At 59.4% G+C, this 22,628-nt stretch carries 21 protein-coding genes; 8 read left to right on the top strand and 13 right to left on the bottom strand.

All coding sequences use genetic code 11. The features are described from left to right. The first annotated feature begins 8 nt into the window (after positions 1-8). Positions 9-869, top strand: a complete 861-nt coding sequence (locus OA90_RS03300) for a methyltransferase (protein WP_068407110.1) — start codon at positions 9-11, stop codon at positions 867-869. A 42-nt stretch (positions 870-911) separates the two neighbouring features. On the opposite strand, the gene OA90_RS03295 is transcribed toward OA90_RS03300, so the two are convergent. The 3 genes from OA90_RS03295 to OA90_RS03285 form a co-directional block, all read right to left on the bottom strand. Further along, entirely contained in the window at positions 912-1,346 is a 435-nt protein-coding gene (locus OA90_RS03295) for a glyoxalase superfamily protein (RefSeq protein WP_068407107.1), read from the bottom strand. A gap of 343 nt (positions 1,347-1,689) precedes the next feature. Continuing rightward, positions 1,690-3,153, bottom strand: coding sequence for a chromosomal replication initiator protein DnaA (gene dnaA, locus OA90_RS03290; protein ID WP_068407787.1), 1,464 nt, complete (start codon positions 3,151-3,153; stop codon positions 1,690-1,692). A 968-nt stretch (positions 3,154-4,121) separates the two neighbouring features. Then, positions 4,122-5,534, bottom strand: a complete 1,413-nt coding sequence (locus tag OA90_RS03285) for an FAD-binding oxidoreductase (RefSeq protein ID WP_068407104.1) — start codon at positions 5,532-5,534, stop codon at positions 4,122-4,124. A gap of 170 nt (positions 5,535-5,704) precedes the next feature. Here OA90_RS03285 and fabI point away from each other — a divergent pair, with 170 nt between their 5' ends. From fabI to OA90_RS03270, 3 genes are all read left to right on the top strand, one after another. After that, positions 5,705-6,523: an enoyl-ACP reductase FabI gene (fabI, locus tag OA90_RS03280; RefSeq protein WP_068407101.1), complete on the top strand. Its 819-nt coding sequence runs from the start codon at positions 5,705-5,707 to the stop codon at positions 6,521-6,523. A 129-nt stretch (positions 6,524-6,652) separates the two neighbouring features. Then, entirely contained in the window at positions 6,653-7,297 is a 645-nt protein-coding gene (locus OA90_RS03275; protein WP_068407098.1) for a histidine phosphatase family protein, read from the top strand. Positions 7,298-7,618: 321 nt separating this feature from the next. Beyond that, positions 7,619-8,791 (top strand): DUF3095 family protein, encoded by a 1,173-nt coding sequence (locus tag OA90_RS03270; protein ID WP_082836815.1) that lies wholly within the window; start codon positions 7,619-7,621, stop codon positions 8,789-8,791. On the opposite strand, the gene OA90_RS03265 is transcribed toward OA90_RS03270, so the two are convergent. Continuing rightward, positions 8,777-11,035, bottom strand: a complete 2,259-nt coding sequence (locus OA90_RS03265; protein ID WP_208985950.1) for a bifunctional diguanylate cyclase/phosphodiesterase — start codon at positions 11,033-11,035, stop codon at positions 8,777-8,779. The two genes, OA90_RS03270 and OA90_RS03265, sit on opposite strands and share 15 nt — an antisense overlap. A gap of 352 nt (positions 11,036-11,387) precedes the next feature. On the opposite strand from OA90_RS03265, the gene aroC reads away from it, so the two are divergent. Further along, positions 11,388-12,473: a chorismate synthase gene (gene aroC, locus OA90_RS03260; protein WP_068407095.1), complete on the top strand. Its 1,086-nt coding sequence runs from the start codon at positions 11,388-11,390 to the stop codon at positions 12,471-12,473. 116 nt (positions 12,474-12,589) lie between these two features. Beyond that, the gene (gene yghX, locus OA90_RS03255; RefSeq protein WP_068407093.1) at positions 12,590-13,495 is read left to right on the top strand and encodes a YghX family hydrolase; all 906 of its coding nucleotides are present in this window, start codon (positions 12,590-12,592) and stop codon (positions 13,493-13,495) included. 87 nt (positions 13,496-13,582) lie between these two features. On the opposite strand, the gene OA90_RS03250 is transcribed toward yghX, so the two are convergent. From OA90_RS03250 to OA90_RS03235, 4 genes are all read right to left on the bottom strand, one after another. Next, complete coding sequence (locus tag OA90_RS03250) at positions 13,583-14,137, bottom strand: hypothetical protein (RefSeq protein ID WP_068407090.1); 555 nt, start codon at positions 14,135-14,137, stop codon at positions 13,583-13,585. A 23-nt stretch (positions 14,138-14,160) separates the two neighbouring features. After that, complete coding sequence (gene ribB / locus OA90_RS03245; protein ID WP_068407087.1) at positions 14,161-15,480, bottom strand: 3,4-dihydroxy-2-butanone-4-phosphate synthase; 1,320 nt, start codon at positions 15,478-15,480, stop codon at positions 14,161-14,163. 74 nt (positions 15,481-15,554) lie between these two features. Beyond that, the gene (locus OA90_RS03240) at positions 15,555-16,670 is read right to left on the bottom strand and encodes a class I SAM-dependent methyltransferase (protein ID WP_068407084.1); all 1,116 of its coding nucleotides are present in this window, start codon (positions 16,668-16,670) and stop codon (positions 15,555-15,557) included. A gap of 3 nt (positions 16,671-16,673) precedes the next feature. Next, positions 16,674-17,906 (bottom strand): class I SAM-dependent RNA methyltransferase, encoded by a 1,233-nt coding sequence (locus OA90_RS03235; protein ID WP_068407779.1) that lies wholly within the window; start codon positions 17,904-17,906, stop codon positions 16,674-16,676. Positions 17,907-18,144: 238 nt separating this feature from the next. On the opposite strand from OA90_RS03235, the gene OA90_RS03230 reads away from it, so the two are divergent. Beyond that, complete coding sequence (locus tag OA90_RS03230; RefSeq protein WP_068407081.1) at positions 18,145-19,398, top strand: PQQ-dependent sugar dehydrogenase; 1,254 nt, start codon at positions 18,145-18,147, stop codon at positions 19,396-19,398. Further along, positions 19,398-19,982 (top strand): c-type cytochrome, encoded by a 585-nt coding sequence (locus OA90_RS03225; RefSeq protein ID WP_156510368.1) that lies wholly within the window; start codon positions 19,398-19,400, stop codon positions 19,980-19,982. The genes OA90_RS03230 and OA90_RS03225 overlap by 1 nt, the downstream gene beginning before the upstream one ends. 101 nt (positions 19,983-20,083) lie before the next feature. Here the strand turns inward: OA90_RS03225 and OA90_RS03220 are convergent, their stop codons facing one another. From OA90_RS03220 to OA90_RS03205, 5 genes are read right to left on the bottom strand one after another with little or no spacing between them, the layout of a single operon-like run. Next, on the bottom strand, positions 20,084-20,824 hold the full coding sequence (locus OA90_RS03220; protein ID WP_068407075.1) for a TlyA family RNA methyltransferase: 741 nt from the start codon (positions 20,822-20,824) through the stop codon (positions 20,084-20,086). A 13-nt stretch (positions 20,825-20,837) separates the two neighbouring features. Further along, on the bottom strand, positions 20,838-20,966 hold the full coding sequence (locus OA90_RS29760; RefSeq protein ID WP_279625798.1) for a hypothetical protein: 129 nt from the start codon (positions 20,964-20,966) through the stop codon (positions 20,838-20,840). A gap of 31 nt (positions 20,967-20,997) precedes the next feature. After that, positions 20,998-21,624, bottom strand: a complete 627-nt coding sequence (locus OA90_RS03215) for an SCO family protein (protein ID WP_068407071.1) — start codon at positions 21,622-21,624, stop codon at positions 20,998-21,000. 23 nt (positions 21,625-21,647) lie between these two features. Next, positions 21,648-22,154, bottom strand: a complete 507-nt coding sequence (locus tag OA90_RS03210; RefSeq protein ID WP_068407069.1) for a copper chaperone PCu(A)C — start codon at positions 22,152-22,154, stop codon at positions 21,648-21,650. A 36-nt stretch (positions 22,155-22,190) separates the two neighbouring features. Continuing rightward, the gene (locus OA90_RS03205; RefSeq protein WP_068407066.1) at positions 22,191-22,565 is read right to left on the bottom strand and encodes a hypothetical protein; all 375 of its coding nucleotides are present in this window, start codon (positions 22,563-22,565) and stop codon (positions 22,191-22,193) included. Positions 22,566-22,628: the final 63 nt, after the last annotated feature.

Genomic DNA, 22,628 nt, shown 5'->3' with positions numbered 1-22,628 from the left:
ATGACGACATGAGCGACAACGACAACTTCGCCCCCCATGAGCAAGACACGGAAGAAAACGAGGCATTGGCGGAGGCCTATAATCGCGGCCTTGATCTCCAGAAAGCCGGCGATCTTGAAGGGGCGGAAAAGGCCTATCGCCATGCGTTGACGCTCGATCCGGTAGATACCGGCGGTGTCAGCATCCGTCTCGCGGCCATGGGTGTGCAGGATGCCCCGGAAAAAATGCCCGATGCCTATGTCGCAACGCTCTTCGATCAGCATGCGGACGTTTTCGACGACATTCTGGTGGATGAGCTTGGCTATTGCGTTCCCTTGCTGGTGCGGGACCTGATCCGCCGTCTGGAGATCGGGCCGTTCACCCGTCTGCTGGATCTGGGGTGCGGCACCGGGCTGACCGGCATGGCCCTTGCGGATTGCACCGTTCATCGGACGGGGTTGGACCTGTCCGAACGCATTGTCGAACTGGCCTATGACAGGCAGGTCTATGAAGATCTGTATGTCGGCGAGGCTGTGGAGTTTCTGCAGGAATTCGAGGAAGAGGATGGTTCGCAGCCGAGCTGGGACCTGATTACCGCCACTGATGTATTCCCTTATCTCGGCGCCGTTGAACCGTTTCTGGCCGGTGCTGACGGCCGTCTTCGGACGGGTGGTTGTCTGGCTTTTTCGACCGAAACGCTGCCGGAGGAAACCCTGAAGGGGCGGCCCTACATGGTTGGCGCGAAAAACCGCTTCGCTCAGGGGGACGTCTACATCCGGACGGCGCTCGACGCGGCCGGGTTCGAAATCCTCGCCATGGAACCGATTGTCGTGCGGCTGGAGGAAAACGAACCCGTGCCCGGTCATCTTGTCATGGCGCGGCGCCGGTGACGGCAACGCATCGGAATGTCGAAGCCGCCTTGATCAAGGGTTTCAGCCGGCGCGCTTCATTCTCAGATGAGGCTCGCCGTCCGAGGTTTTCTTGATCGCAATTCCGTCCTCGCGAACAACGCAGGTGACCCGGCTGCGATGAGAGGAAAAACTCTCGAAAGTCACAACATCGACGGGATTGTCGAACTGAAGGGTCACGCGGAGGTGCCCTGACTGGCCAACCCGCGACAGCCCTCTTATCTCGCCGGTAAAGGCCTGCCGCATATAGATGCCGGAAACCCGGTCGCCGACAGCGAAGGGCAGGGCCGTTCCACTCGTGGACGCCGCGGCGCAGGCGGTGTTCCAGTCCTTGTAGCCGTATTGGGCGGAGAGCAGTTCGAGCGCCTGGCTGTGCGAGAGCACCTGCCCCTTGGCGGTTAGTGCTGTTCGCAGGCGTTTGGCCTGGGTTTTGAGCGCGTCAACGCTGGGAAGCGTCATGGGAATACCTTTCAAGAACGTCAGGCGAAAGTAATGGAGCCCGCATTACCATCAGCCTGCACTCCCTTGTGAAGGTCGCTCAGCACAGCGAAAGAAAACTTCGCTGAAGGGATTCACCAAGGCTGTTTGCCCGCGGGCGGCCGGTTCCCTCAAACCGGCAACAGGCATAGGGACACGGGCGGGCGCTGTCAACGGCGCAAAAAGAAAGCCGCGGTGCCTGCTTTTGGTTCCGATTGAAAAGGATGTTCCGGGAGGACGGATACTCAGGACCTGAACAGAGTTCTGCGGCAGCGGGTGAACCCGCTGCCGCAGAATTTTCAGGGCGAGGCCGCCCTGTTGAGGGTCAGGATTGGATCAGGCGCTTCAGCAGTTCCACTTCCTGTGAAAGAGCCCTGTCCGTTTTCACCATGCTGTCGATCTTGCGGACCGCATGCAAAACGGTGGTGTGGTCCCGGTTGCCGAAGCGGCGGCCGATTTCCGGCAACGAGCGGCCGGTCATGACCTTGGCGATATACATCGCGATCTGACGCGGTCGGACCAGAACCCGGGCCCGGCAGGAGGACAGAAGATCCGCCTTGGTGACACTGAAATGCTTGCAGACGACCTGCTGGATTTCTTCAACCTTGATCGAACGGGGTTCTCCGATCCGCACCAGATCATGCAGGGTCTTTTCGGCAAGTTCGAGGGTGACCGGCTGTCTGGAAAGCTGATTATGCGCGAAGAGCCGGTTCAGCGCGCCTTCCAGATCCCTGGCCGACGCAATCACATAGCGGGCGATATAGTCCGTGACCTCGTCCGGAACCGAAAAGCCGGGGTGTGTCTTGCGCGCCGCCGCGATGCGCTTGTTGACGATGTCGAGGCGCAGGGCATAGTCCGTTGCCTGAATGCCGATGACTTCACCTTTCTGGATGTATTGGCACAGGCCGGTGCCAAGCGTTTCAAGATCCTCCGGAGCGCGATCCGCCGCCATGATGACCTGGGACGGGAATTCCATCAGCAGCTCGAGCGTCTTGCTGAATTCTTCTTGCGCCTGCTTGCCATGAAGAAATTGCAGATCGTCGATCAGGAGCAGATCGATGGACTTCATGGCCTGACGCAGCACCGGGAAAGCCGGTGTCCGCAGAGCGGGAACCAGATGGTACATGAAGAATTCCGCTGACAGGTAGGCGACATGCCGGCCGGTCTTTCTGGCCTGGCACGCGGCTGCCTGCAAAAGATGGGTTTTGCCGATGCCGGTGGACGAGTGAACATAAAGCATGTTCAACGTGCCTTCATGGCCCGCCGCCATCTGGCGTACGGCGGCGCAGGCCAGACTGTTGGATGTGCCTTCCGCGAAAGTGTCGAAAGTCAGTTTCGGGTTCAGGGCGGCGCCGCTCAGAAATTCCGACGCGGACTCCTCGCCTGTGTCCGCAAGGCAGGGGATCGCGGCGATGCCTGATCCGGCACTGAACTGCGGAGTGCTGTTGAAGGGAGCGGGGCGGCCGCTGATCCGCCGGGCCGTGATGGCTTTCGAGGCCTGAGGGCCTTCGATCAGGCGGGGGCGCAAGGCGCCGCGAACGGTAAGTTCGATACGGCTGATGCCGTCTTTTTCCCGCTTCCAAAGACCGACGAGCTGTTTTTCGTAATTGCTCTGGATCCAGTTCTTCAGAAAACGGGTTGGAACGGAAAGGCGAACCGCGTCACCTGTCGTTTCCTCGTGATTGACCCTGCCGAACCAATTCGAGAAGATATCTTCTCCCAGTTCGTTCCTCAGTTCTTTCTTGACCCGGTCCCAAGGACCGGAATCGGCTAAAGCCTGAAGCTGCATTGTGGCCTCCTTCATGGGGTGGGCGCGTAACGCCTCTCTGTGCACTTTGTTTGAGCCGCAATTGCCACGTCGCAGCCCGTTTATTGTTTCCGGCCTGCGGACCCTTTGAAGGTCTCTTGACCGGGATGGCTTTTTAACGCCTATCAGACGAAATTAACCTTTGATTTACCATCTTTTCAAATAGCTTATTCTTATAAGGTCATAGATCGATCCCATAGTAATTTTTGTAGATGTTTTCTGGTCGAAAGGTGGATTTTTACATAGGAAATCTTAAGCTCCATCGACTTCAGAACGAGGCATAAGTCCTGAGGGAGCTGATTTTCTGTAGTCCGTTCACCATTGACTTTCGACTGGTGAAAATCATTAGCGAAAAATTAACGCACGGCAGAATTTTCTGAAGGTTTTCAAAAGGCAGCTGTAAAAATAGTGAGTTTCATCAAGTTGGATTTCGATGCTTCGCTGAAAAGCAGGTTAATTTTTACAGAGACGTTTCAGTGGGGCGAACTCTTGGCGAACATGGTTTTGACCTGAAAACGACTCAATCCTGTCCACCCGGCCTGCCGCGCATCGCGAAGGTGGGGAAAACTTTCCGGGAAGATTCGATTGATTTGACCAAGAGGTAAAATTTTTACCGGTATGACCTGTCACGAAAATTCATTTCAGAACAGAATGCTGACCGGAGTTGTGAAAGTGATCTTTGCACTGTCGTGTTTTGCCAACTGCGTTAAGGCTATCCACAGGGTTGCCGAAATTCCGGCAACTCGTCAAATGTGCATATTGATCTGCCTTGCGAACCCTGTCTTGAAAAGCGATCCGTTTCTGGCGGCCTGATCCGTAGATGAAAGTCAGGCTCTCCAAGTACACGCGCAATAGAGACTGCAGTGAACAGGAGCCTGTTCGAGGGTCTGCTACTACTGTCCTTTATTGTCAGATCAGGACAAGAGCAGCGGGACACGGCGCGGATACTTTCAGATGACGCGGTCCGGATTGAGAAGGTTCCCGGGATCGAACGCGGATTTGATCCGCCGCATCAGATCCAGCTCAATTTCCGGCTTCACTTCTGCCAGGAGATCGCGCTTCAGGCGTCCGATGCCGTGTTCGGCGGAAATGCTGCCGCCGAAGTCACGAACGATATCGTGCACGACAGCGTTCATCTCGTCCCATCCTGCGAGATAGCTTTCCTTGTCGGCGCCGACCGGCTGGCTGACATTGAAATGGATGTTGCCGTCGCCCATGTGGCCGAAGGGCACCGGCCTGCAGCCGGGCACGAGACTCTCGACCGCCGCCATGGCCTTGTCGAGAAAGTCCGGGATGGCGGCAACGGGAACGGAGACGTCATGCTTGATGGAACCGCCTTCCGGCTTCTGAACTTCCGACATGCCGTGGCGGATGTGCCAGAAATCCTGCACCTGGGAGAGGTTCTGTGAAAAAGCGGCGTCTTCGACCAGTTCCTCTTCGAAGGCTTCGCCGAGAATGCTCTCCAGCAGGTCGCGGACCGGAAACGCCTCCGAAGCGCTGGAGAGCTCCATGAGAATGTACCAGTCATGAGCGTTTTCCAGCGGATCGCGGCTGCCTTCCAGATGTCGCAGGCAAAATTCCAGGCCGATGCGCGGCATGATTTCGAAACCGGTCAGAACCGGTCCGGCCTGCGCCTTTGCCAGTGAGAAGAGCTTGAGGGCGGCCTGTGGATCGGGCAATCCGACAAACGCCGCTTCCAGTTTCTTCGGCTTGGGAAACAGCTTCAGCGCAGCGGCGGTAATGATCCCCAGGGTCCCCTCTCCGCCGATAAATAATTGTTTCAAATCATAACCGGTATTGTCCTTGCGAAGGGTCCTCAGACCGTTCCAGATCTCCCCGTTCGGCAGCACGACTTCAAGGCCCAGGACCAGGTCCCGGGTGTTGCCGTAGGACAGTACGGCGGTGCCGCCGGCGTTGGTGGAAATGTTGCCGCCGATCTGGCAGGAGCCCTGCGAACCGAGGGCAAGAGGGAACAGACGGTCGACTTTTTCAGCTTCGTTTTGCAGGGCCTCAAGGATCACTCCGGCCTCCACCGTGATGGTGAAACCGGCCGGGTCGACGGATCGGATCTTGTTCATACGCGAGAGGGACAAGACGATCTCATCCCCGGATTCCTGCGGAATTTGTCCGCCCACCAACCCGGTGTTGCCTCCTTGCGGCACGATTTTCAAACCATGCTGACAGGCATATGTCATCACCGCGCTGACCTCTTCGGTGCTGCCCGGACGCAGCACCAGAGGCGTGACCCCCTGGTAAAGATCTCGCCATTCGGTCAGGAACGGAGCCTGGTCTTCCGGGTTGGTCAGAACATGTGCCGCGCCGATCATTTCGGCGAAGCGATCAGCATGGGAAGAGCGCTCCATGAACGGGATCCTTGTGAAGTTTGACGGTGAAATTCGGGCGCCAACATAGTGGCTGATTGCGCCGCCGTCGACGCTTCATTCGCGTGCCTGCTCACTTGAAGGAAGAAACCCCTTGTGCCATAGGATGCCAGCCCTCGGGGGCGGTACAGGAATCCTTTTCGGAGATGACGATGGCGGAAACGCGCGGACTGATGAACGGCAAACGTGGTCTGATTATGGGCGTGGCTAACAACAAGTCAATTGCCTGGGGCATTGCCAAAGCAGTTGCCGACGCAGGAGCCGAACTGGCGCTGACCTATCAGGGCGACGCATTGAAAAAGCGTGTCGAGCCGCTTGCCGAACAGCTCGGCGCCTTTGTGGCCGGTCACTGCGACGTGACCGACGGGGCTTCGATCGATGCGGTGTTCAGCGCGCTTGAAGAAAAATGGGGCAAGATCGACTTTGTGGTCCACGCGGTCGCCTTCTCCGACAAGTCAGAACTGACCGGCCGCTTCGTCGATACCTCTTCCGATAACTTCGCCCGGACAATGGATATTTCCTGTTATTCGCTGACGTCCGTCACCCAACGTGCCGAAAAGCTGATGAGCGATGGCGGCTCCATCCTGACGTTGACCTATTACGGCGCGGAGAAGGTGATGCCGCATTACAATGTGATGGGCGTCGCCAAGGCCGCGCTGGAAACCAGCGTAAAGTATCTGGCAATGGATCTTGGCCCGCAGAACATTCGCGTCAATGCGATTTCCGCAGGACCGATCAAGACACTCGCTGCCTCCGGCATCGGCGATTTCCGCTATATCCTCAAATGGAATGAATACAATTCGCCGCTCCGCCGCACGGTCACCATCGAGGAAGTCGGCGACAGTGCGCTGTTTCTGCTCTCCGACCTTGGCCGCGGTGTCACGGGTGAAATCCAGCACGTTGATTGCGGCTACAACATCGTCGGCATGAAGGCCGTCGATGCACCCGACATTTCCGTGGTGAAGGACTAAACGGGTCAAGGACCGGACACCGCCGCCTTATTTTTCTGAAGAGTTCGTGATGGCCGGTTTCAACCGGCCATTCTTCTATTACGTGTCTTCTGTTTGCAGCTGAAGCCTTTGCATTGCCTGAGTGAGACCATGACGATCCCGCAATCCGCACCCGACACCGGCCTGCTTCCTAGGCTCCATGACCCTGAACTGCTGATCTTCATCCGTCACGGCCAGACGGACTGGAACGCGGAAGGGCGTATGCAGGGGCAGCGCGACATTCCGCTCAACGCCACCGGCAAGGCCCAGGCGACTGGAAACGGCAAGCGGTTGAAAGCACTTCTGGAAGCCGGGAATATCCGGCCGGACAGGCTCGACTTCGTGGCATCCCCGCTCGGGCGAACCCGTATGACCATGGAACTGTTGCGCTCGGCACTGGGCGTGGACCCCGCGGCCTACCGGCTGGACGACCAGCTCAAGGAGATCACCTTCGGAGACTGGGAAGGTCATACCCTGGAGGAACTGGCGGATGAGGAGGAGGCTCTGATCGCGCGGCGGCGGGCCGACAAATGGGGGTTTGTTCCCCCGGGCGGCGAAAGCTACGAAATGCTCACCGGCCGGATCGGCCCCTGGCTGCGCTCGGTTAACCGCCCCTCGGTTGTCGTGTCGCATGGCGGTGTGTTCCGTGTTGTGCGCGGGTTGCTGGAAGGGCTGCAAAAAACGGCGGCTCCCAAGCTGGATGTGCCTCAGGACAAGATCTTCGTCTGGAGGGACAGCCGGTTCGAGGTCGTCTGAGACAAACAGAAGTCCGGCGCGACTTCTTTCCAGCATGATATTGAGGGAGAACCGGTTCGACCGGATGGCTCCGCGGGCGGGCCTCCTGTCAGCCTGTTTTAAAAGCCTTGCTCCCGGCTGAGACCCCTGGTCCCGGAGAGTGCGCGGCCTCCGCCGACGTCCGATTTCTGACGAGGAACTGGCGGCACCAAACCGGTGGTAAATTTTAGTTGTGAGAGCCGGGTGCTCCCGATCTGATCGCTTCCACTCATCGTAGACAGATTTGCGGAGTGTTGACCGTCGTGTCAGCCGGGGTTCGAAAAGGCGTCAGGAGCATGTGTCGTGTCAGCGGATGAATTTTACAGCGATCTGCCGAGCTTCTCGGATTTCAGTTCGGTCGGCGAACTGGACGGTTACCGACCAGTGCCGGATGACTGGTACGTCCTGGCTGCGGACATCGTGCGCTCGGGAGATGCTGTTGCCGCCGGGCGCTACAAGGAGGTCAACATGGTGGGGGCGGCGGTCATTGCCGCTATCGTGAACCGCCTTGGCCACGACCGGGTGCCTTTCGTCTTCGGCGGCGACGGCGCGATGCTCTTGGTGTCCGAACACGATGTGCAGGCAGGACGCGAAGCGCTTGCCGGAGTTGTCGACCTTTCCCGGCAGGTCATGGAACTGCATCTGCGCGCCGCAGCCATCCCGGTGGCGCATCTCAGGGCGCTCGGCGGAGACGTCAAGTTGCGCAAGTACCAGCTGAGTGAAGGCAATCACCTGGCGATGATCCTTGGAGACGGGCTTGCCATAGCCGACCGCATCCTCAAGGATCCGAAAGCCTCGCAGCCCTTCGCGATCCAACTTCAGGACACGGCACTACCGCCACTTGACGGTCTGTCCTGCCGCTGGGAGCCGCTGCCGGCGAAACATGGTCACATCGTCTCTCTGATCGTCAAACCGTCCGGCCGCAAAACCCTTCCGGAAGTCATGGACGATGTGGCCGAAGAGCTTGGATTCAATCCACTGACGGACGACAACCGCACAAAATTGGCGGAGAAAAACCGGCTGCGCTTTAGGTTCCCGCCCCGAAACCTCCGGCTGGAAGTGGCGATGTCCTTCGCGGGCAAGGCTGCGCGCGGCTGGATGACGAGCGTTTTCGAGTGTCTGGCTTTCATGCTGAGCACCACCACCGGCTGGCGAATTGGACCTTTGGCTCCGACGAAGTATTTTCGGGAGCTGAGCCTCAACACCGACCATCGTAAAGTGGGGGACAGTCTCCAGCTTGTGCTCGATCTGACGTCGGCGCAGCTTGCGGCGGTCGAAAGCTGCCTGAACAGGGCCTTTGAAGCCGGAGACGTCGTCTACGGGATGCATGTGTCCGGCGCGGCGCTGATGACCTGTTTCGTGGAGGACATCGGCAACTGCCGTCACATCCATTTCGTCGACGGCGCGGATGGCGGCCTTTCGCTTGCAGCCGCGGAATTCAAGAAAAGGCAGGTAGCCCTCTCACCGGCGACTTAGCCCCAGAACTGTTTTACGCGGCACCGGAGCACTCAGAGCCGAAAGGAAATTGTGTTTGAGGATCAGGCTCAGAAGCTGGTCTTCGGGCACAGCTGGCGAGATCAGGAAACCCTGAATGTCGTCACAGCCGTTCTGCTTCAGCCACTCAAGTTCGCCCTCTGTCTCCACACCTTCCGCAAGCACGCGGATATCGAGGCTCTTGGCGAGGTTGATCAACGCGCTGGTGAATTTTTGCAGATCCGGGTCCGTGTCCACGCCCGAGATGAAGCTGCGGTCGATCTTGACCCTGTCCACCTTCAGATCCCGCAGGCTGGAAATGCTGGAATGGCCGGTGCCGAAGTCGTCCAGTTCTATGAAGAATCCAAGGTCGGACAAGCGGGCGATATTCTCCTTGATCGGGGCGACCGTGCTCTCGTCGATCATGACCGCCTCGAGAATTTCCAGGCTGATATGGGAGGGGAGCAGGCCCATGGAACGGACCTGACGGTCCAATGCGTCCACCGCGTCGGAGTTGCCCAGAAGATCGGCGGTGACATTCAGACCGAAATGGATCGGATGCAGTGTCTTGCCGCTCACACTGGCCGCCAGCCCTATCGCGTTCTCCCGGACGGTTTTCTCGATCATATCCATATAGCCGGCTTCCACCGCGGCCGGAAAGAAGGAAGCAGGCGTGCGGACGTCACTGCCGTCAATCCAGCGCACCAGGGCCTCGGCTCCGATCAGTGTGCCGGTGTGGATGTCTATCTGCGGCTGATACCAGGGGACGACGTTGCCGTCGTGCAACGCGTTGAGAAGCTGTTTGGCGGTTTGTCCGTTCTCTTCGAAGGTTTCCCGCATGTTGCGGGTGAAGAGACTGTACTTTCTCGGACCAAGTTTCTTGGCCGAGCGCAGGGCAAGCGCCGCGTCGACGATGATCTGATCGGTGACTTCCGCGGCGGGCCGGCTGATGAACAAACCGGCATTGCCGTCGATTGTCACCTTGTGGGTGTGCAGGTACCGCTCCTTGCCAAGTTCGTGAATGAGCCTGGCCGCAAACTGCTCGAACTCCAGCGGATTTTTCAACCGTCGGCGCAGCAGCATGAATTCGGTGCCTCCGGTTCGGCTGACGAAATCGTCCGGCTCGGCAAGCTGCGTCAGCTGCTCGGCTACCTGTCTGAGAAAGGAGTCGCCGTATTGATCTCCGAAAAGGTCGTTGACCTTCTTGAAATGGCACAGATCGAAGACCAGCAGCCCGATCCTCACGCCCTCGCCCGGGCGGGGGAGGTTCTGAATGGTTTTGAGCAGAGCCCGGCGATTGGGGAGACTGGTGAGCGGATCATGGAATCCGAGATTTTCAAATTCCTGCTGCGTGCGTGCGGCAAGTGTGCGGCTCAGCGCCACGGCAATGGCAAAGGCGGCAAGGATGACCACGCTGCCTGCCAGCCCTGCAAGGGCAACGGCGAACAGGGTCCCTGCCCGTTGCTGCTGCAGATCCGCGCTGAGCGCGTCCAGAGCTGCTTGCCACAGCTGAAAAGTCACCTGAACCAGTTCCGGCTGCTTCGCGATGAGGGGGGCTGAAACTATGTCCGCGCTCGTATGGGCCTTGATGGTGGAAGACAACAGTTGCGAGCCTGCTGTCTGAAAGGAACGGTTGGTCTTGCGGTAACGCCGGGCCTGTTCGCTCAGGCCATTCGCGGCTGTGACTGCCGGGTCCCCTAGAAAGATTGCCGTGTCCTTGGCGGCTTCATCCGCGGCCGCCTTGAATTGACCGGCCTGCACCGGGATCAGCATCTTGTCCCAGACGCTGATGTCTTCAAGGCTTGCCAGGTGACCGGCGTTCTTGGCCATTTTGGAAGATTCTATAACGACGGCCAGAAGCGTATCGTCGATCAGACTGGGCAGTCTTGACGTCTCGGGAGAGGCCGATGAACTGAGCTTCGCAAGCTGCGAGAGGGCGGACGTAAGCTTGCGGGCCTGTTGCAGGGCGGAGACACCGGGCTCGGCGACAAAGGCCTCCAGGTCTGCAAGCAGGGCGGGAGAACGATCTTCTCCGGCAAGTTCCCGGAGCTGAACACGAAAATTCGCGGAAGGACCCTTCACATTTCCGATCAGGGCTTTTTCCTGCATCAGCGGGCCGAGGGCCTCGATCAGATGCAGCCCTTCAAGGCTGCGGTCAATCGCGCGAACGTTTTCGATCTTGTTGTGAAACCAGAGGGAAGCGAACAGCAGGCTGGGAGCCAGCATGAACACGATCAGTCCAGTCAACCAGCCCCTGATCCGCACCTGCATGCCTTTTGATTATTGATCGTTCTAATTACATATTAATTGCAAGGGTTTAAGACTTTGCAAATCAAGTCTAGAAAGTCCGATACGTTTAATTCTTCCGTTTTCTGGATTTCGCGGATTCTCATGAATAGCGATAGCCTGCAATTCTGTTGCGCGAACCAATTGTTCTTGGGGAGGGTAATAATTGGGAGACTGTCGGCGTCGGTGATTGAGCACGCCCTGGATTTGGTTGCTGGGGTTTACAGGTCGTGGCCGAAGGACTTGAGCTTCCATCCAGTATGGCGTATCGCTCGGCTCCTGACATTCTTTCGCGTGAGAACGGTAGCCGTACATGTCGCATAACAGTTTTGGACACTTGTTCCGGGTCACAACCTGGGGGGAAAGCCATGGCTCGGCAATCGGCTGTGTCGTCGATGGCTGCCCGCCTCTGATCCCGCTGACGGAAGCGGATATCCAGGGCTTCATGGACAGGCGTAAACCCGGACAGTCCCGGTTCACGACGCAGCGGCGGGAAGCCGATGAAGTGAAGATCCTGTCAGGTGTCATGATCGATGAGGACGGGACTCAGAAGACGACCGGCACACCTGTTTCCCTGATGGTGGAAAACACCGATCAGCGCTCGAAGGACTACTCGAAGATCAAGGACCGTTTCCGTCCGGGCCACGCGGATTTCACCTACGATGCCAAATACGGTATCCGGGACTACCGGGGTGGCGGGCGCTCGTCCGCGCGCGAGACGGCAATGCGGGTTGCAGCAGGTGCCGTTGCCCGAAAGGTTGTCCAGGGGGTAAGCATCCGCGGCGCGCTTGTCCAGGTCGGTCCGCACAGGATCGATCGCGGCAATTGGAATTGGGATGAAGTCGACAGAAATCCGTTTTTTTCGCCCGATGCCGAAGCGGCGGCCTTGTGGGCCGACTATCTGGACGATGTCCGCAAGGCGGGGTCCTCGGTCGGCGCGGTCATCGAAGTTGTGGCAGAAGGCGTTCCCGCAGGCTGGGGAGCTCCGGTATACGGCAAACTCGACACCGACCTCGCGGCCGCGATGATGTCGATCAACGCCGTGAAGGGCGTTGAAGTCGGCAACGGTTTCGAAGCGGCAAGCCTGAGCGGTGAAGACAACGCCGACGAGATCCGCATGGACAATGCCGGCCGTCCAAAGTTCCTTTCCAACAATTCAGGCGGTGTTCTGGGGGGAATTTCGAACGGCGATCCGCTTGTTGTGCGCTTCGCCGTCAAACCGACCTCCTCGATCCTGACCGAACGCATGTCGATCACCCGGCAGGGCGAAGAAGTCGATGTGAGAACCACGGGACGGCACGATCCTTGTGTCGGTATCCGCGCCGTTCCTGTCGGCGAAGCCATGATGGCCTGTGTGCTTGCCGATCACTTCCTGCGCCACCGCGGTCAGGTGGGGTAACCCTCCCCCGGTTACATATTGTTACAATTCTCTAGAGCCCGGGGCTGGACCTTGGGCAGCTTCTCTCTAAGTTTCAGAAGCACTGCAGTGTTTCGTGCCTTTGAGGGAGTGATCACATGAATAAAATGACACCGGTTCGCCGGATGACGGCGAAGGATTTTCCGCAGGAACTTCTCGATCTTTATGACTTCTATGCGCACGGCAAAATCACCAAACGTGAATTCCTGAGCGGGGCGGCGAAATTTGCGGTCGCCGGTGTGACCGCCGCGATGCTGCTCGATCAGTTGTCTCCGGATTATGCGCAGGCTCAACAGGTGGCACCGGACGATGCCGATATCGTCACGGAGCGCATCACCTATCCGTCTCCGAATGGTCACGGCGAAGTTAACGGCTATCTGGTGCGGCCGGCCGGCGCCACCGGCAAACTCGCAGCTGTCCTGGTAATCCACGAGAACCGCGGTCTGAACCCCTATATCGAGGATGTCGCCCGCCGCCTCGGCAAGGCCGGGTTCCTGGCCCTTGCACCCGACGGACTGACCTCGGTCGGCGGTTATCCCGGCAATGACGACCAGGGCCGCGAGTTGCAGCGCACGGTCGATGGCACAAAGCTGATGAACGACTTCTTCGCCGGATTTGAGTTTCTGCTCAACCACGATGCCAGCACCGGCAAGGTGGGTGCGGTCGGCTTCTGCTATGGCGGCGGTGTGGTCAATGCGATCGCGGTTGCCTATCCGGAATTGGGTGCCGGCGTGCCGTTTTACGGCCGTCAGCCCGACGCTGCGGACGTCGCGAAGATCGAGGCCCCGCTGATGCTGCAATATGCGGAACTTGACGAGCGTATCAACGCCGGCTGGCCGGCCTATGAGGAAGCTCTGAAGGCCAACGGCAAGGATTATGTCGCCCACATGTATCCTGGCGTGAACCACGGCTTCCACAACGACACGACGCCGCGTTTCGACGAAGCAGCGGCAAGGCTCGCGGAAGACCGCACCGTCGCGTTCTTCAAGGAACACCTGATGTAGGCAAGCGAAAGGCGGCAGCTTGTTCAGGCTGCCGCCGCATCTTGCCGTCTTGACGGTCAGTGGTGTCGCGACTCAGTTTCCGGCAATTCAGACAAACTTGAACGCGCGGATACGGCTCAGGATTTCATCCGGGTCGGCGGCAAGCGTGTGCAGGTCGATGGCGATCAGCTCCCTGCCGTGCTCGCGCCTGGACCTTTTCCAGTTCCGTTTCATGTATTTTTTCCAGAATGGAAAGGGCTGGGCCCTGGTAAGCGCGTTGTCGAGAGGGCGGGTTAGCAGCACGTCCAGCCGGACCTGTTCGATATTGCGGACGGTTTTCCGTTTGACATCAGTCATCCGGATGGCAGACCAGTCGATGAAGCCGATCCGTTCGACGTAAAGACCTTCTTCGTTAGCTCCGAGCTGCGGTTTGCCCTTTTCGATCATCGGGTAATGCCAGTAGGCCATTGCAATGGGGGCGACTGCGGCCAGTGTCAGCAGATGAACTCCTGTAAAGACGCCGATAGCGGCAAACAGGACACCGAGCACAAGACTCCCGTAGACAATGAGTTCGCTCTGGCTGCGATTGAAACTGACCGTGAAAGGCGCCGCGGCTTCCTGTTCACTGTCTTCCGAAATTTGCGCCTCGTTCCCAGTTGCCATGAATGACTACCTCTTCAGAGACCTCAGCTATCGAGAATCTCCGTCTCGTCTATTTTGATGTCGAAACCCTCCAGCCCCACGTAGTGCCGTTCACGAGTGGCCAGCAGGCGAATTGAGCTGACACCCAGATCTTTCAGGATCTGTGCGCCCAGTCCAACCTCACGCCATTGTTCCTGTCTAGCTTGCGCGGAGCTGTGGTCCTCGTTTTCGTCGGCTTCCAAATCGTTCCGGGTGCGTCTGGATTGTTGCGCGACACCGACAGAGCCCTCGCGCAGATAGACGATGATTCCCCTGCCGCGATCCGCGAAATGCCTCATGATATGATCGAGCGGCTTGCCGCCGCCGAAGACATCGTCGAGAACGGATTCCAGTTGCAGCCGCACGGGCACGCTGCGGCCGTCGAGAATATCTCCGTAGACGATGGCAAGATGGTGCATCGGATCGTAGGGCGTGGAATAGGTCATTGCATAGGCCGTGCCGGCGACGGTTTCGACCGGCTGTTCATTGACCCGTTCCACAAGCCGTTCCGTGCGCTGGCGCCAGGCGATCAGGTCGGAGACCGAAACCATTTTCAGATCGTGCTCGGCGGCGAATTCCGCGACCTGCTGGCCACGCTTGACGGTGCCGTCGTCATTGACGAGTTCGCTGATGACGCCGACCTGTTCCAGACCGGCGAGGCGGCAGAGATCGACGGCGGCTTCCGTGTGGCCGGAGCGGAGCATCACGCCGCCTTCCTTCGCGACCAGCGGAAAAATATGCCCCGGACGCACGAAATCCTCCGCACCGACATTGGGATTGGCGAGGGCCCTGACCGTGGAGCAGCGCTCCTCGGCAGAGATGCCGGTCTTCAGGCCGTGCCGGTAGTCGACGGATATGGTGAAGGCTGTCGACAGCGGCGCATCGTTTTCCGCAACCATCGGATCGAGCCTCAGGCGCCGTGCCTGGGCAACCGTCATCGGTGCACAGATGATGCCGGATGTGTGGCGCACCATGAAGGCCATTTGCTCGGGCTTGATCTTGGAGGCGGCGACAATCAGGTCACCTTCGTTCTCACGGTCGTCATCGTCGGTCACGACCACCATTTCACCACGTTCGAACGCACGGATTGCTTCTGCGACACGGGCCTGGGACACGGGATGCTCCTTGGTTGTAGACAGTCCGAGAAAATCGTTTGGAGTAACCTCGCCGCTGGTGGCGATGGCGATTTTGCGGGCCATGTCCCGCGACACCCACACGTTGGGGTCATTGCAAAGGGCGGTTACAGAAGCAGGGGACAGGTTGGCGCGGCGCGCGAAGGCGCTGCGGTTTTCTCCGGTCTGCAAGAGCCATTGATCGAGTCTCATGCGACAGGATATAAACCTGTTCGCATTCAGCCTCAAGAGAATGGTCGTCAAAAATTCAGTATCGCTGAATAGATCTAGCTGCTTTTGACGAATTCCACCACGCGCGACACGAAGGCCGGCGTCATCCAGCGCTGCTGCTGCAGGCCGCTGTTGGCACACAGGTCGGTCAGATCTTCGTCGAGATAGGACGTGAAATAGGGCTCGTGAAAAAGCTGCGGGAAGACGGAAAGAAGCCCGTCATATTCCGGCACATCTCCGCTCTGCAGACTGTCGACAAAGAGGAAGGATCCACCCGGCTTCAGCACCCGCGCGACCTCGGCAATCACCTGTCTGCGGATCTTCGGAGGCAACTCGTGGAACAGGAAGACACAGGATACGACATCGAGCGAATTGTCCGCGAACGGCAGATCTTCCGCCATTGCTGTCACATAGCTGGCGCGCTTCGAGGGCGTTCGCTCCCGGGCAACGTTCAGATAAGGCTCCGAAAGATCCAGTCCCGTTCCTCTCAGGCGAGGGAAAGCCGCGAGGGCAGGGTGCAGAAGCCCGCCCGTACCGCAGGCAAGGTCTACGAAGGCGACCCTGCGCTGATCCTTTTTGCGCAGAATGTCCGCAAAGGGCACAAGCGCGCGGCGGCGCATCGCGGCCGTGGCGCCGGAAAACAGCACATCGACCTGAAAATCGTAGAGCCGTGCGCTTTCCTGCGAGAGCCAGCCATCGGTCTGGAAATGAAAATTCTGGCGATAGTAGCGCGGCAGGGCGTCTGCAAATCCATCCGCCTGTTCGTTCACTTCCTGATGCGCACCGGCCGCTCTGCGGCGGGCGACTTGCGGCACATCCCGGAAAAAGGCCCGACTGGTGGAAAGCAGTTCGCGCGGGGTCATGGTGCCGTCCGACGGCATCGGGTAAAGACCGTTCTCGACGGCCTTGAGATCCTCGGCGAACAGCTTGACGATATCCGCCAGCATGCGCCGCTGGCCCGGCAGCGGCCCCTCGGGCACGACCTTCGGCGTTTCGGGGAGTTCTTTCTGCAGTCGCCGGTTCATGCGCCGCATGACTTCCGAGTGCAGCGTATATAGCGCGACCCGGCTGCCTTGCTGGAGCGCATAGCGCGACCGGCGTGCAATTGACCAGAGCGGTGGACTTCCAGAAGAGCCCGAAGAAGGCCTGAATTCATTGTCCGCCGCACTCATGGCTCACTCCCTTTTCAAGACTGCCACTGCTTCAATATGGGGCGAATAGTGGAACTGGTCCACCGGTGTGACGCTTTGCAGCACATAGCCGCCGCCGATCAGGATTTTCAGGTCCCGGGCCAGGGTTGCCGGATTGCAGGAGACGGCAACGATGGTTTTGACCTTCGAGAGAGCCAGTTGCTCCGCCTGGGCTTGCGCGCCGGCGCGGGGCGGATCGAAGACCACCGCATTGAAGGGCTCCAGTTCATCGCGTACGAGCGGACGGCGGGTAAGGTCACGCCGCTCGAAGGTGACCTTCTTCAGGCCCTGCGGCTTGCGCAGCGCCTTGTCGAAGGCGGCCATGGCGGCCGCATCGCCTTCAACCGCATGAACGTTGGCTTTCCTGGCGAGACGCAGGGCAAAGGTGCCGGCGCCGGAATAGAGATCGGCCACCCGCTTGGCCTTGCCGACGCCCTCCAGAACCAGCCGGGACAGGGCCTCTTCGGCAGCAACTGTTGCCTGGGTGAAACCGCCCGGCGCGGCCACAAGCCCGATCCCGCCCATGTCGAGCAACGGCGGTCGAAACTCGACGATCACTTCGCCGTTGACGGACAAGCGGGCGAAACCGAGTTCGGCCGCCTTTTGCGAAAGCATGGGTATCTTGCGGTCGTAGCCTTTGTCGGCCTTGTCGATGGAGACATCCAGGCCGGTGGTCGTGTTCAGAACCGTAAGGCGCAGCTCGCCCTTTTTGGGCAGCACCTGCGCGGCCAGCGCTTTCAGGCCGGGCAGGGCGCTCACAATGGCGGGGTCCAGAACCGGGCATTCGCTGATATTGACCAGCCGGTGGCTGGCCTTCTCGTGATAGCCGAGCAGCGTATGGTTGCCGGCCCGGGCTGCCGTCAGCACAGCTCGCCGTCGTCCGCCCTCTGTCGCGGCAACAGTGTCCGGGACATCGCATTCGATCCCCCGCTCGCGCAGTGCATTGACGACGATGCCGCGCTTCCAGGCCAGATAAGGCGCTTTCGCCAGATGCTGAATGGAACACCCGCCGCAGGCGTCGTAATGCCTGCAAACAGGTGAAATCCGGTCCGCGGAAGGTGTTTCGATAACCGCATCAAGCGCGCGGCCGCTCTCGACCCGTGCCCGGACGATTTCGCCCAGCAGCGCGCCTTCGACGTATATCGGGCCGGTTTCGGTCCGGGCGATACCATCGCCACGATGACCGAGTTCAGAAATTGTCAGCTCTCTCTCACTCATTGCAGAGCGATAGCGCCAAGCAAGGGGATGAGCAAGCCGTTTGACAGAAGGGCGAGAAAACCTGCCGGAAAACCGCAAGTTGGTCACCAGGATATTTAACCCAGGGGAATAAGTGTTTTGATTTTTGCAGATAACCTGGATTTCAAATCGAAGTTGAAGTGAGAGAAATAAAAATCTAGCGTTGAAGGTGTCGAAAAAAGAAAACAGAAACTTGTCGACTTGATTTTGGGAGGAAGTAATGAAGACATTCCTGACGACATTGGCTGCGGTCACGCTGCTGGCCGCACCTGCACTTGCGCAAACAGCAGCCTTGCCGGACAATCTGGCAAAGCTCGGTGCTTTCAAGACCACGGGTGTCACGGATTTCACCGTTGTCGAACAGACCGGCCCCTTTGCCGACGGCATCAAGAAAAACCTTGAGCGGATCAAGTTGCCCGACGGGTTCAAGATCGAGCTTTATGCGGTCGTCCCGGACGCCCGCCACATGGCGGTCGGACCGCAGGGGATCGTGACCTTCGTCGGAACCCGGAAAACCGAAGTCTGGGCGGTGACCGACCGCAACAAGGACCGGGTGGCGGACGAGGTAAAGAACTTCGCCCCCTCGCTGACCAAGGCGATCCCGAACGGGCCCTGCTTCACCAAGGACGGTTTCCTGATCATTGCCGAACAGAACCGGGTGTTGCTCTACCCGGCAGCAGAATTCTTCTATGAAAGCCCCGACGTCGTTGCGGTGCCTATTGTACCGGGCGGCAAACTCGTCCCGCCGGAAGAAGAGAGCTACAACCACACTGCCAGGGTCTGCAAGATCGGCCCGGACGGAAAGGTCTATATCTCGCTCGGTCAGCCGTTCAACGTCTTCGCACCGGAAAAGATGGATCTTTATACCGAGCAGGGCATTGGCGGCATGATCCGGATGAACACCGACGGAACGGACCGAGAGGTTTATACGCTCGGAATTCGCAACTCGGTCGGTCATGATTTCCACCCGGTGACCGGCGACTTGTGGTTCACCGACAATCAGGTCGATGGAATGGGAGACGATATCCCTCCCGGTGAGCTCAACCACCAGACCGAGGCCGGCCAGCATTTCGGTTTTCCCTGGTATGGCGGCGGGAGCGTCCGCACCAATGAGTACAAGGACAGTGAACCGCCTGCGGATGCCGTGTTCCCCGCCGTCGAAATGGTGGCGCATGCCGCCGATCTCGGCATGACCTTCTACACAGGCAAGATGTTCCCGGAGAAATACAGGAACGCGATCTTCTCGGCCCAGCACGGGTCCTGGAACCGGACGACGCCGGTCGGTGCGCGCGTCATGGTCACCTTCATAGATGACGAGGGCAATGCGACCAGTGAACCGTTCGCCGAAGGCTGGATCGACGAGAACGAAGAATATCTCGGCCGTCCGGTGGATATCGCGCAATTGCGTGACGGTTCCATTCTCGTCTCCGACGATCTGGCCGGTGCGATCTACCGCATCAGCTACGGCCAGTGATGCGAGCCGCGATTTTGAGCCTCGGCGTGGTTTTCCTCGCCGGGGCTGTTCAGGCGACAGAATTGCCGCCGGGCGATCCGCAAGCGGGCAGGAAACAGGCCGGCGCGTGCAGGACCTGTCATGGCCTTGACGGTTTTGCAAAAATTCCCATCGCCCCGCATATCGGCGGTGAACCGGCCGCCTATATTGAGCATCAACTCAGGGCATTTCGCGAGGGCACGCGCGTTCATGAAATGATGAGTGTCGTGGCTAAAAACCTTGATGACGGACAAATTGCCGACCTCGCAGCATGGTATGCCGGACACGAAGTCACCGTAACGCTGACCCGGGATGAAAGCGAAGCCCCGGAGGCGTGTGTCTCCTGCCACGGTGTCGATGGCATCGCGATGATCGAGGATGCGCCCAACCTGGCCGGGGAAACCAGCATCTACACCGACACTCAGTTGAAGGCTTTCCGCAATGGCAAGCGAACCCACGAGATCATGAGCGAGGTTGCAGCCGACATGAGCGATGCGGACATTCGCGCTGCGGCCGACTGGTACGCTTCGGTGAAGATCGAGATTGCTCCGCAGCCGAAAGAGTGAACACGCACACGACCGGGCTTGTTTCTGGCAGAAATGCCGTTGACCTTCCCAAAGGGTAACAGGCTGGAAACGTCACGAAAGTGTTTGCGGCCCTGCGACGCTCATTCTGTTTTCCTCCCGTAAAGCAACCACTCCTTGTTGCCGTCGCCACCTTTCACGGGGGAGGGCACAAGATCGCCCGCCTGCCAGCCGGGGAGGGATGCCAGCCAGATCTTCAGGCTCGTTGCAGTCTCCTCCGCGACCCCTGCCTCGACCAGGCCGCCCTTGCCTATATTGTCCCTGCCGGCCTCGAACTGGGGCTTGACGAGAAAAACGCCCTCCGCACCGGGGGCGGCGAGGTCGAGCGCGGGCGGAAGAGCAAGTTTCAGGGAAATGAAACTGACGTCGGAGACCAGCAGGTCCGGGCAGTCACCGTCAAGGTGGTCTTGCGTAAGATCGCGCGCGTTGAGACCGTTCCTGGCCGTGACCCGGGGATGGCCGCACAGTGTGTGATGAAGCTGGTCGTGCCCAACATCGATCGCATGCACCTTCTCGGCTCCGCGCTCCAGCAAAACCTGGGTGAACCCGCCGGTGGAAGCGCCGATGTCGAGGCAGATCCTGCCCTTGGGGTCGATATCGAACCGGGACAGTCCCTCCATCAGTTTCAGCGCGGCACGGGAAACATATTGTGCGGCCGGGTCTTCCACCTCCACGGCGGCATCCGCACCGACCTTGCGGGCCGGCTTGGTGCATATCTCGCCGCCCACCCGAACGGTGCCGCGCAGGACGGCGTCGCGCGCCCGGGCGCGGCTGGCGAACAGGCCGGTATCGACAAGATGCTGGTCAAGGCGTTGCTTGGACATGCGTGCCGGGTTTTCAGAAACAGCCGGCGATGGCGGAGATCAGCCGGTCCGCATAGACCCGTTCACCGGAATACAGCCACAACAGAACCGACAGCGCGACGAGGCTCGTCGCGCCGACGGTCAGTCCGATGTAGAGCGGCATGCGCATCGGTCCGGTTTGCTCCGTTGCAGGGTCAGCTGGAAGCCGGTGCCTTGCCGATCAGGCGGTGCAGCTTCTTCAGCGCGGTTTCCTCGTCTTCCCCGTAGGCGATGGTGCCAACGAACCGATTGTTGGAATCCATCAGGTAAACGGCCGCCGAATGGTCCATCGTATAGTCGCCGTCGTCAAGCGGGACTTTCTTGGCATAGACCCGGTAAGCCTTGATCATTGCGTCGACCTGCTCCCGGGATCCGGTCAGCGGCGTGATGCGCTTGTCGAAGGCCCAGACATAGTCACGCATGACGTCCGGCGTATCGCGTTCGGGATCTACCGTCACGAAGGCATAATTGAGCCCGCCGGCGTCCTCGCCGAGTGCTTCCATCCAGCCCTGCAGTTCCGACAGGGTAGTCGGACAGACGTCGGGGCAATAGGTGAAGCCGAAGAACATCAGCGTGGGCTTGCCGGCGAAGGTCTGGTCCGTCACCGTCTCGCCATTGCCGTTGACCATTTCAAACGGCCCGCCGATGGCACTGAGCGGTTCGATCAGGGCGCCCGAATTCTGATTGCCCGCGGTTTGCTGGTAGACCAGCACGCCGGAGACGACGGCAAGGGCGGCAACTGCCGCCCAGGCCCCGTACCGGAAGAGTTTCAGTCCTGACATGAGGTGTCCTCTTCTGGAAACATTCAGTTCTTGCCGTGTTTCATCTTGCCATGGCCCGCGTGGCCAGCGCCCATTGATTTAGCGCCCATGGCGGCGACGTCGAGTTCGATTGCGACATCACCGGCCTTTTCGAATGTCAGGACGACGGGCACCTTGGTGCCTTCTTCGAAGGCCTGGTTAAGTCCCATGAACATGATGTGCAGGCCACCGGGCTGCAAGGCGACTGTTTCGCCGGCCGGTATGTCTATGCCGGCTTCCATTTCGCGCATTGTCATTACCCCGTCGGTGACGGCCATTTCATGCAGTTCGACCTTGCCGGCCACATCCGAAGCCGCGGCGATCAGCCGGTCGTCCTCCGAACCGTTATTGACAATTTCGATGAAACCGCCACCGGCCCTGGCTTTCGGCGGCGTTGCGCGGGTCCAGGGGCCGGAGATCGTAAGGTCGCCGGCCGTGTATTCCGCGGCCAGGGCGGAAAGGGAAACAAGCGTGAGAGCCGCTGCTGCGGCGATGGATGTCCAGAGCTTCATTTTTCATGTCCTTGATTTCTGAATTTGAGAAAAGTGTCAGATCAAGGAAAGGGGAGGGCCACGGATCGCGGCGAGCCTGCCCAGAAATGGACGCAGTCCGTCCCGGGCAACGCTCGTCTCGCCGGTTCCGTTGGCAGAGCCGGTCAGCAAGGGCGCATGCGCACCGCCGGAAAGATCAGTCTTCAGCGAGCAGCCATGGGCACATACCGGTCCGCACTGGCAGGTGGCCGGATCATGCGCGCCGGGCAGAAACTGCTGCTGGCCGGAAGAGTTGCACAGACTTGTCAGGCCTGCTGCCGCGGCCGCATCGGGAGACAGTGCCGAGGCGAGAACGAAAAAGCCAAGACGCATGGCAAAGGCAAGCGCCGTTAGCGTCACCAGCGGGTGACGCTCCTTCCGGAACACTTGCATTGGTGTTATGCGTGCGGTCATGGTGCGGCTATAGGCTCAATCGGGCCGTATGTCGAGCGGCGA

It is taken from the genome of Labrenzia sp. OB1 (assembly GCF_001624695.1).
In the GTDB taxonomy this organism is placed as follows: Bacteria; Pseudomonadota; Alphaproteobacteria; order Rhizobiales; family Stappiaceae; genus Roseibium.
This window is presented reverse-complemented; position numbering and strand designations above follow the sequence as displayed.

What these genes read in the sequence shown, in the direction of transcription:
- OA90_RS03210 (WP_068407069.1), bottom strand. Translation starts at nt 22,154, where the DNA reads ATGAAGCTCTGGACATCCATCGCCGCAGCAGCGGCTCTCACGCTTGTT.
- dnaA (WP_068407787.1), bottom strand. Translation starts at nt 3,153, where the DNA reads ATGCAGCTTCAGGCTTTAGCCGATTCCGGTCCTTGGGACCGGGTCAAG.
- OA90_RS03285 (WP_068407104.1), bottom strand. Translation starts at nt 5,534, where the DNA reads ATGGAGCGCTCTTCCCATGCTGATCGCTTCGCCGAAATGATCGGCGCG.
- OA90_RS03295 (WP_068407107.1), bottom strand. Translation starts at nt 1,346, where the DNA reads ATGACGCTTCCCAGCGTTGACGCGCTCAAAACCCAGGCCAAACGCCTG.
- OA90_RS03215 (WP_068407071.1), bottom strand. Translation starts at nt 21,624, where the DNA reads ATGTCAGGACTGAAACTCTTCCGGTACGGGGCCTGGGCGGCAGTTGCC.
- OA90_RS03225 (WP_156510368.1), top strand. Translation starts at nt 19,398, where the DNA reads ATGCGAGCCGCGATTTTGAGCCTCGGCGTGGTTTTCCTCGCCGGGGCT.
- ribB (WP_068407087.1), bottom strand. Translation starts at nt 15,480, where the DNA reads ATGAGACTCGATCAATGGCTCTTGCAGACCGGAGAAAACCGCAGCGCC.
- OA90_RS03235 (WP_068407779.1), bottom strand. Translation starts at nt 17,906, where the DNA reads ATGAGTGAGAGAGAGCTGACAATTTCTGAACTCGGTCATCGTGGCGAT.
- OA90_RS03230 (WP_068407081.1), top strand. Translation starts at nt 18,145, where the DNA reads ATGAAGACATTCCTGACGACATTGGCTGCGGTCACGCTGCTGGCCGCA.
- OA90_RS03240 (WP_068407084.1), bottom strand. Translation starts at nt 16,670, where the DNA reads ATGAGTGCGGCGGACAATGAATTCAGGCCTTCTTCGGGCTCTTCTGGA.
- OA90_RS03275 (WP_068407098.1), top strand. Translation starts at nt 6,653, where the DNA reads ATGACGATCCCGCAATCCGCACCCGACACCGGCCTGCTTCCTAGGCTC.
- aroC (WP_068407095.1), top strand. Translation starts at nt 11,388, where the DNA reads ATGTCGCATAACAGTTTTGGACACTTGTTCCGGGTCACAACCTGGGGG.
- fabI (WP_068407101.1), top strand. Translation starts at nt 5,705, where the DNA reads ATGGCGGAAACGCGCGGACTGATGAACGGCAAACGTGGTCTGATTATG.
- OA90_RS29760 (WP_279625798.1), bottom strand. Translation starts at nt 20,966, where the DNA reads ATGCCGCTCTACATCGGACTGACCGTCGGCGCGACGAGCCTCGTCGCG.
- OA90_RS03205 (WP_068407066.1), bottom strand. Translation starts at nt 22,565, where the DNA reads ATGCAAGTGTTCCGGAAGGAGCGTCACCCGCTGGTGACGCTAACGGCG.
- yghX (WP_068407093.1), top strand. Translation starts at nt 12,590, where the DNA reads ATGAATAAAATGACACCGGTTCGCCGGATGACGGCGAAGGATTTTCCG.
- OA90_RS03220 (WP_068407075.1), bottom strand. Translation starts at nt 20,824, where the DNA reads ATGTCCAAGCAACGCCTTGACCAGCATCTTGTCGATACCGGCCTGTTC.
- OA90_RS03300 (WP_068407110.1), top strand. Translation starts at nt 9, where the DNA reads ATGAGCGACAACGACAACTTCGCCCCCCATGAGCAAGACACGGAAGAA.
- OA90_RS03250 (WP_068407090.1), bottom strand. Translation starts at nt 14,137, where the DNA reads ATGGCAACTGGGAACGAGGCGCAAATTTCGGAAGACAGTGAACAGGAA.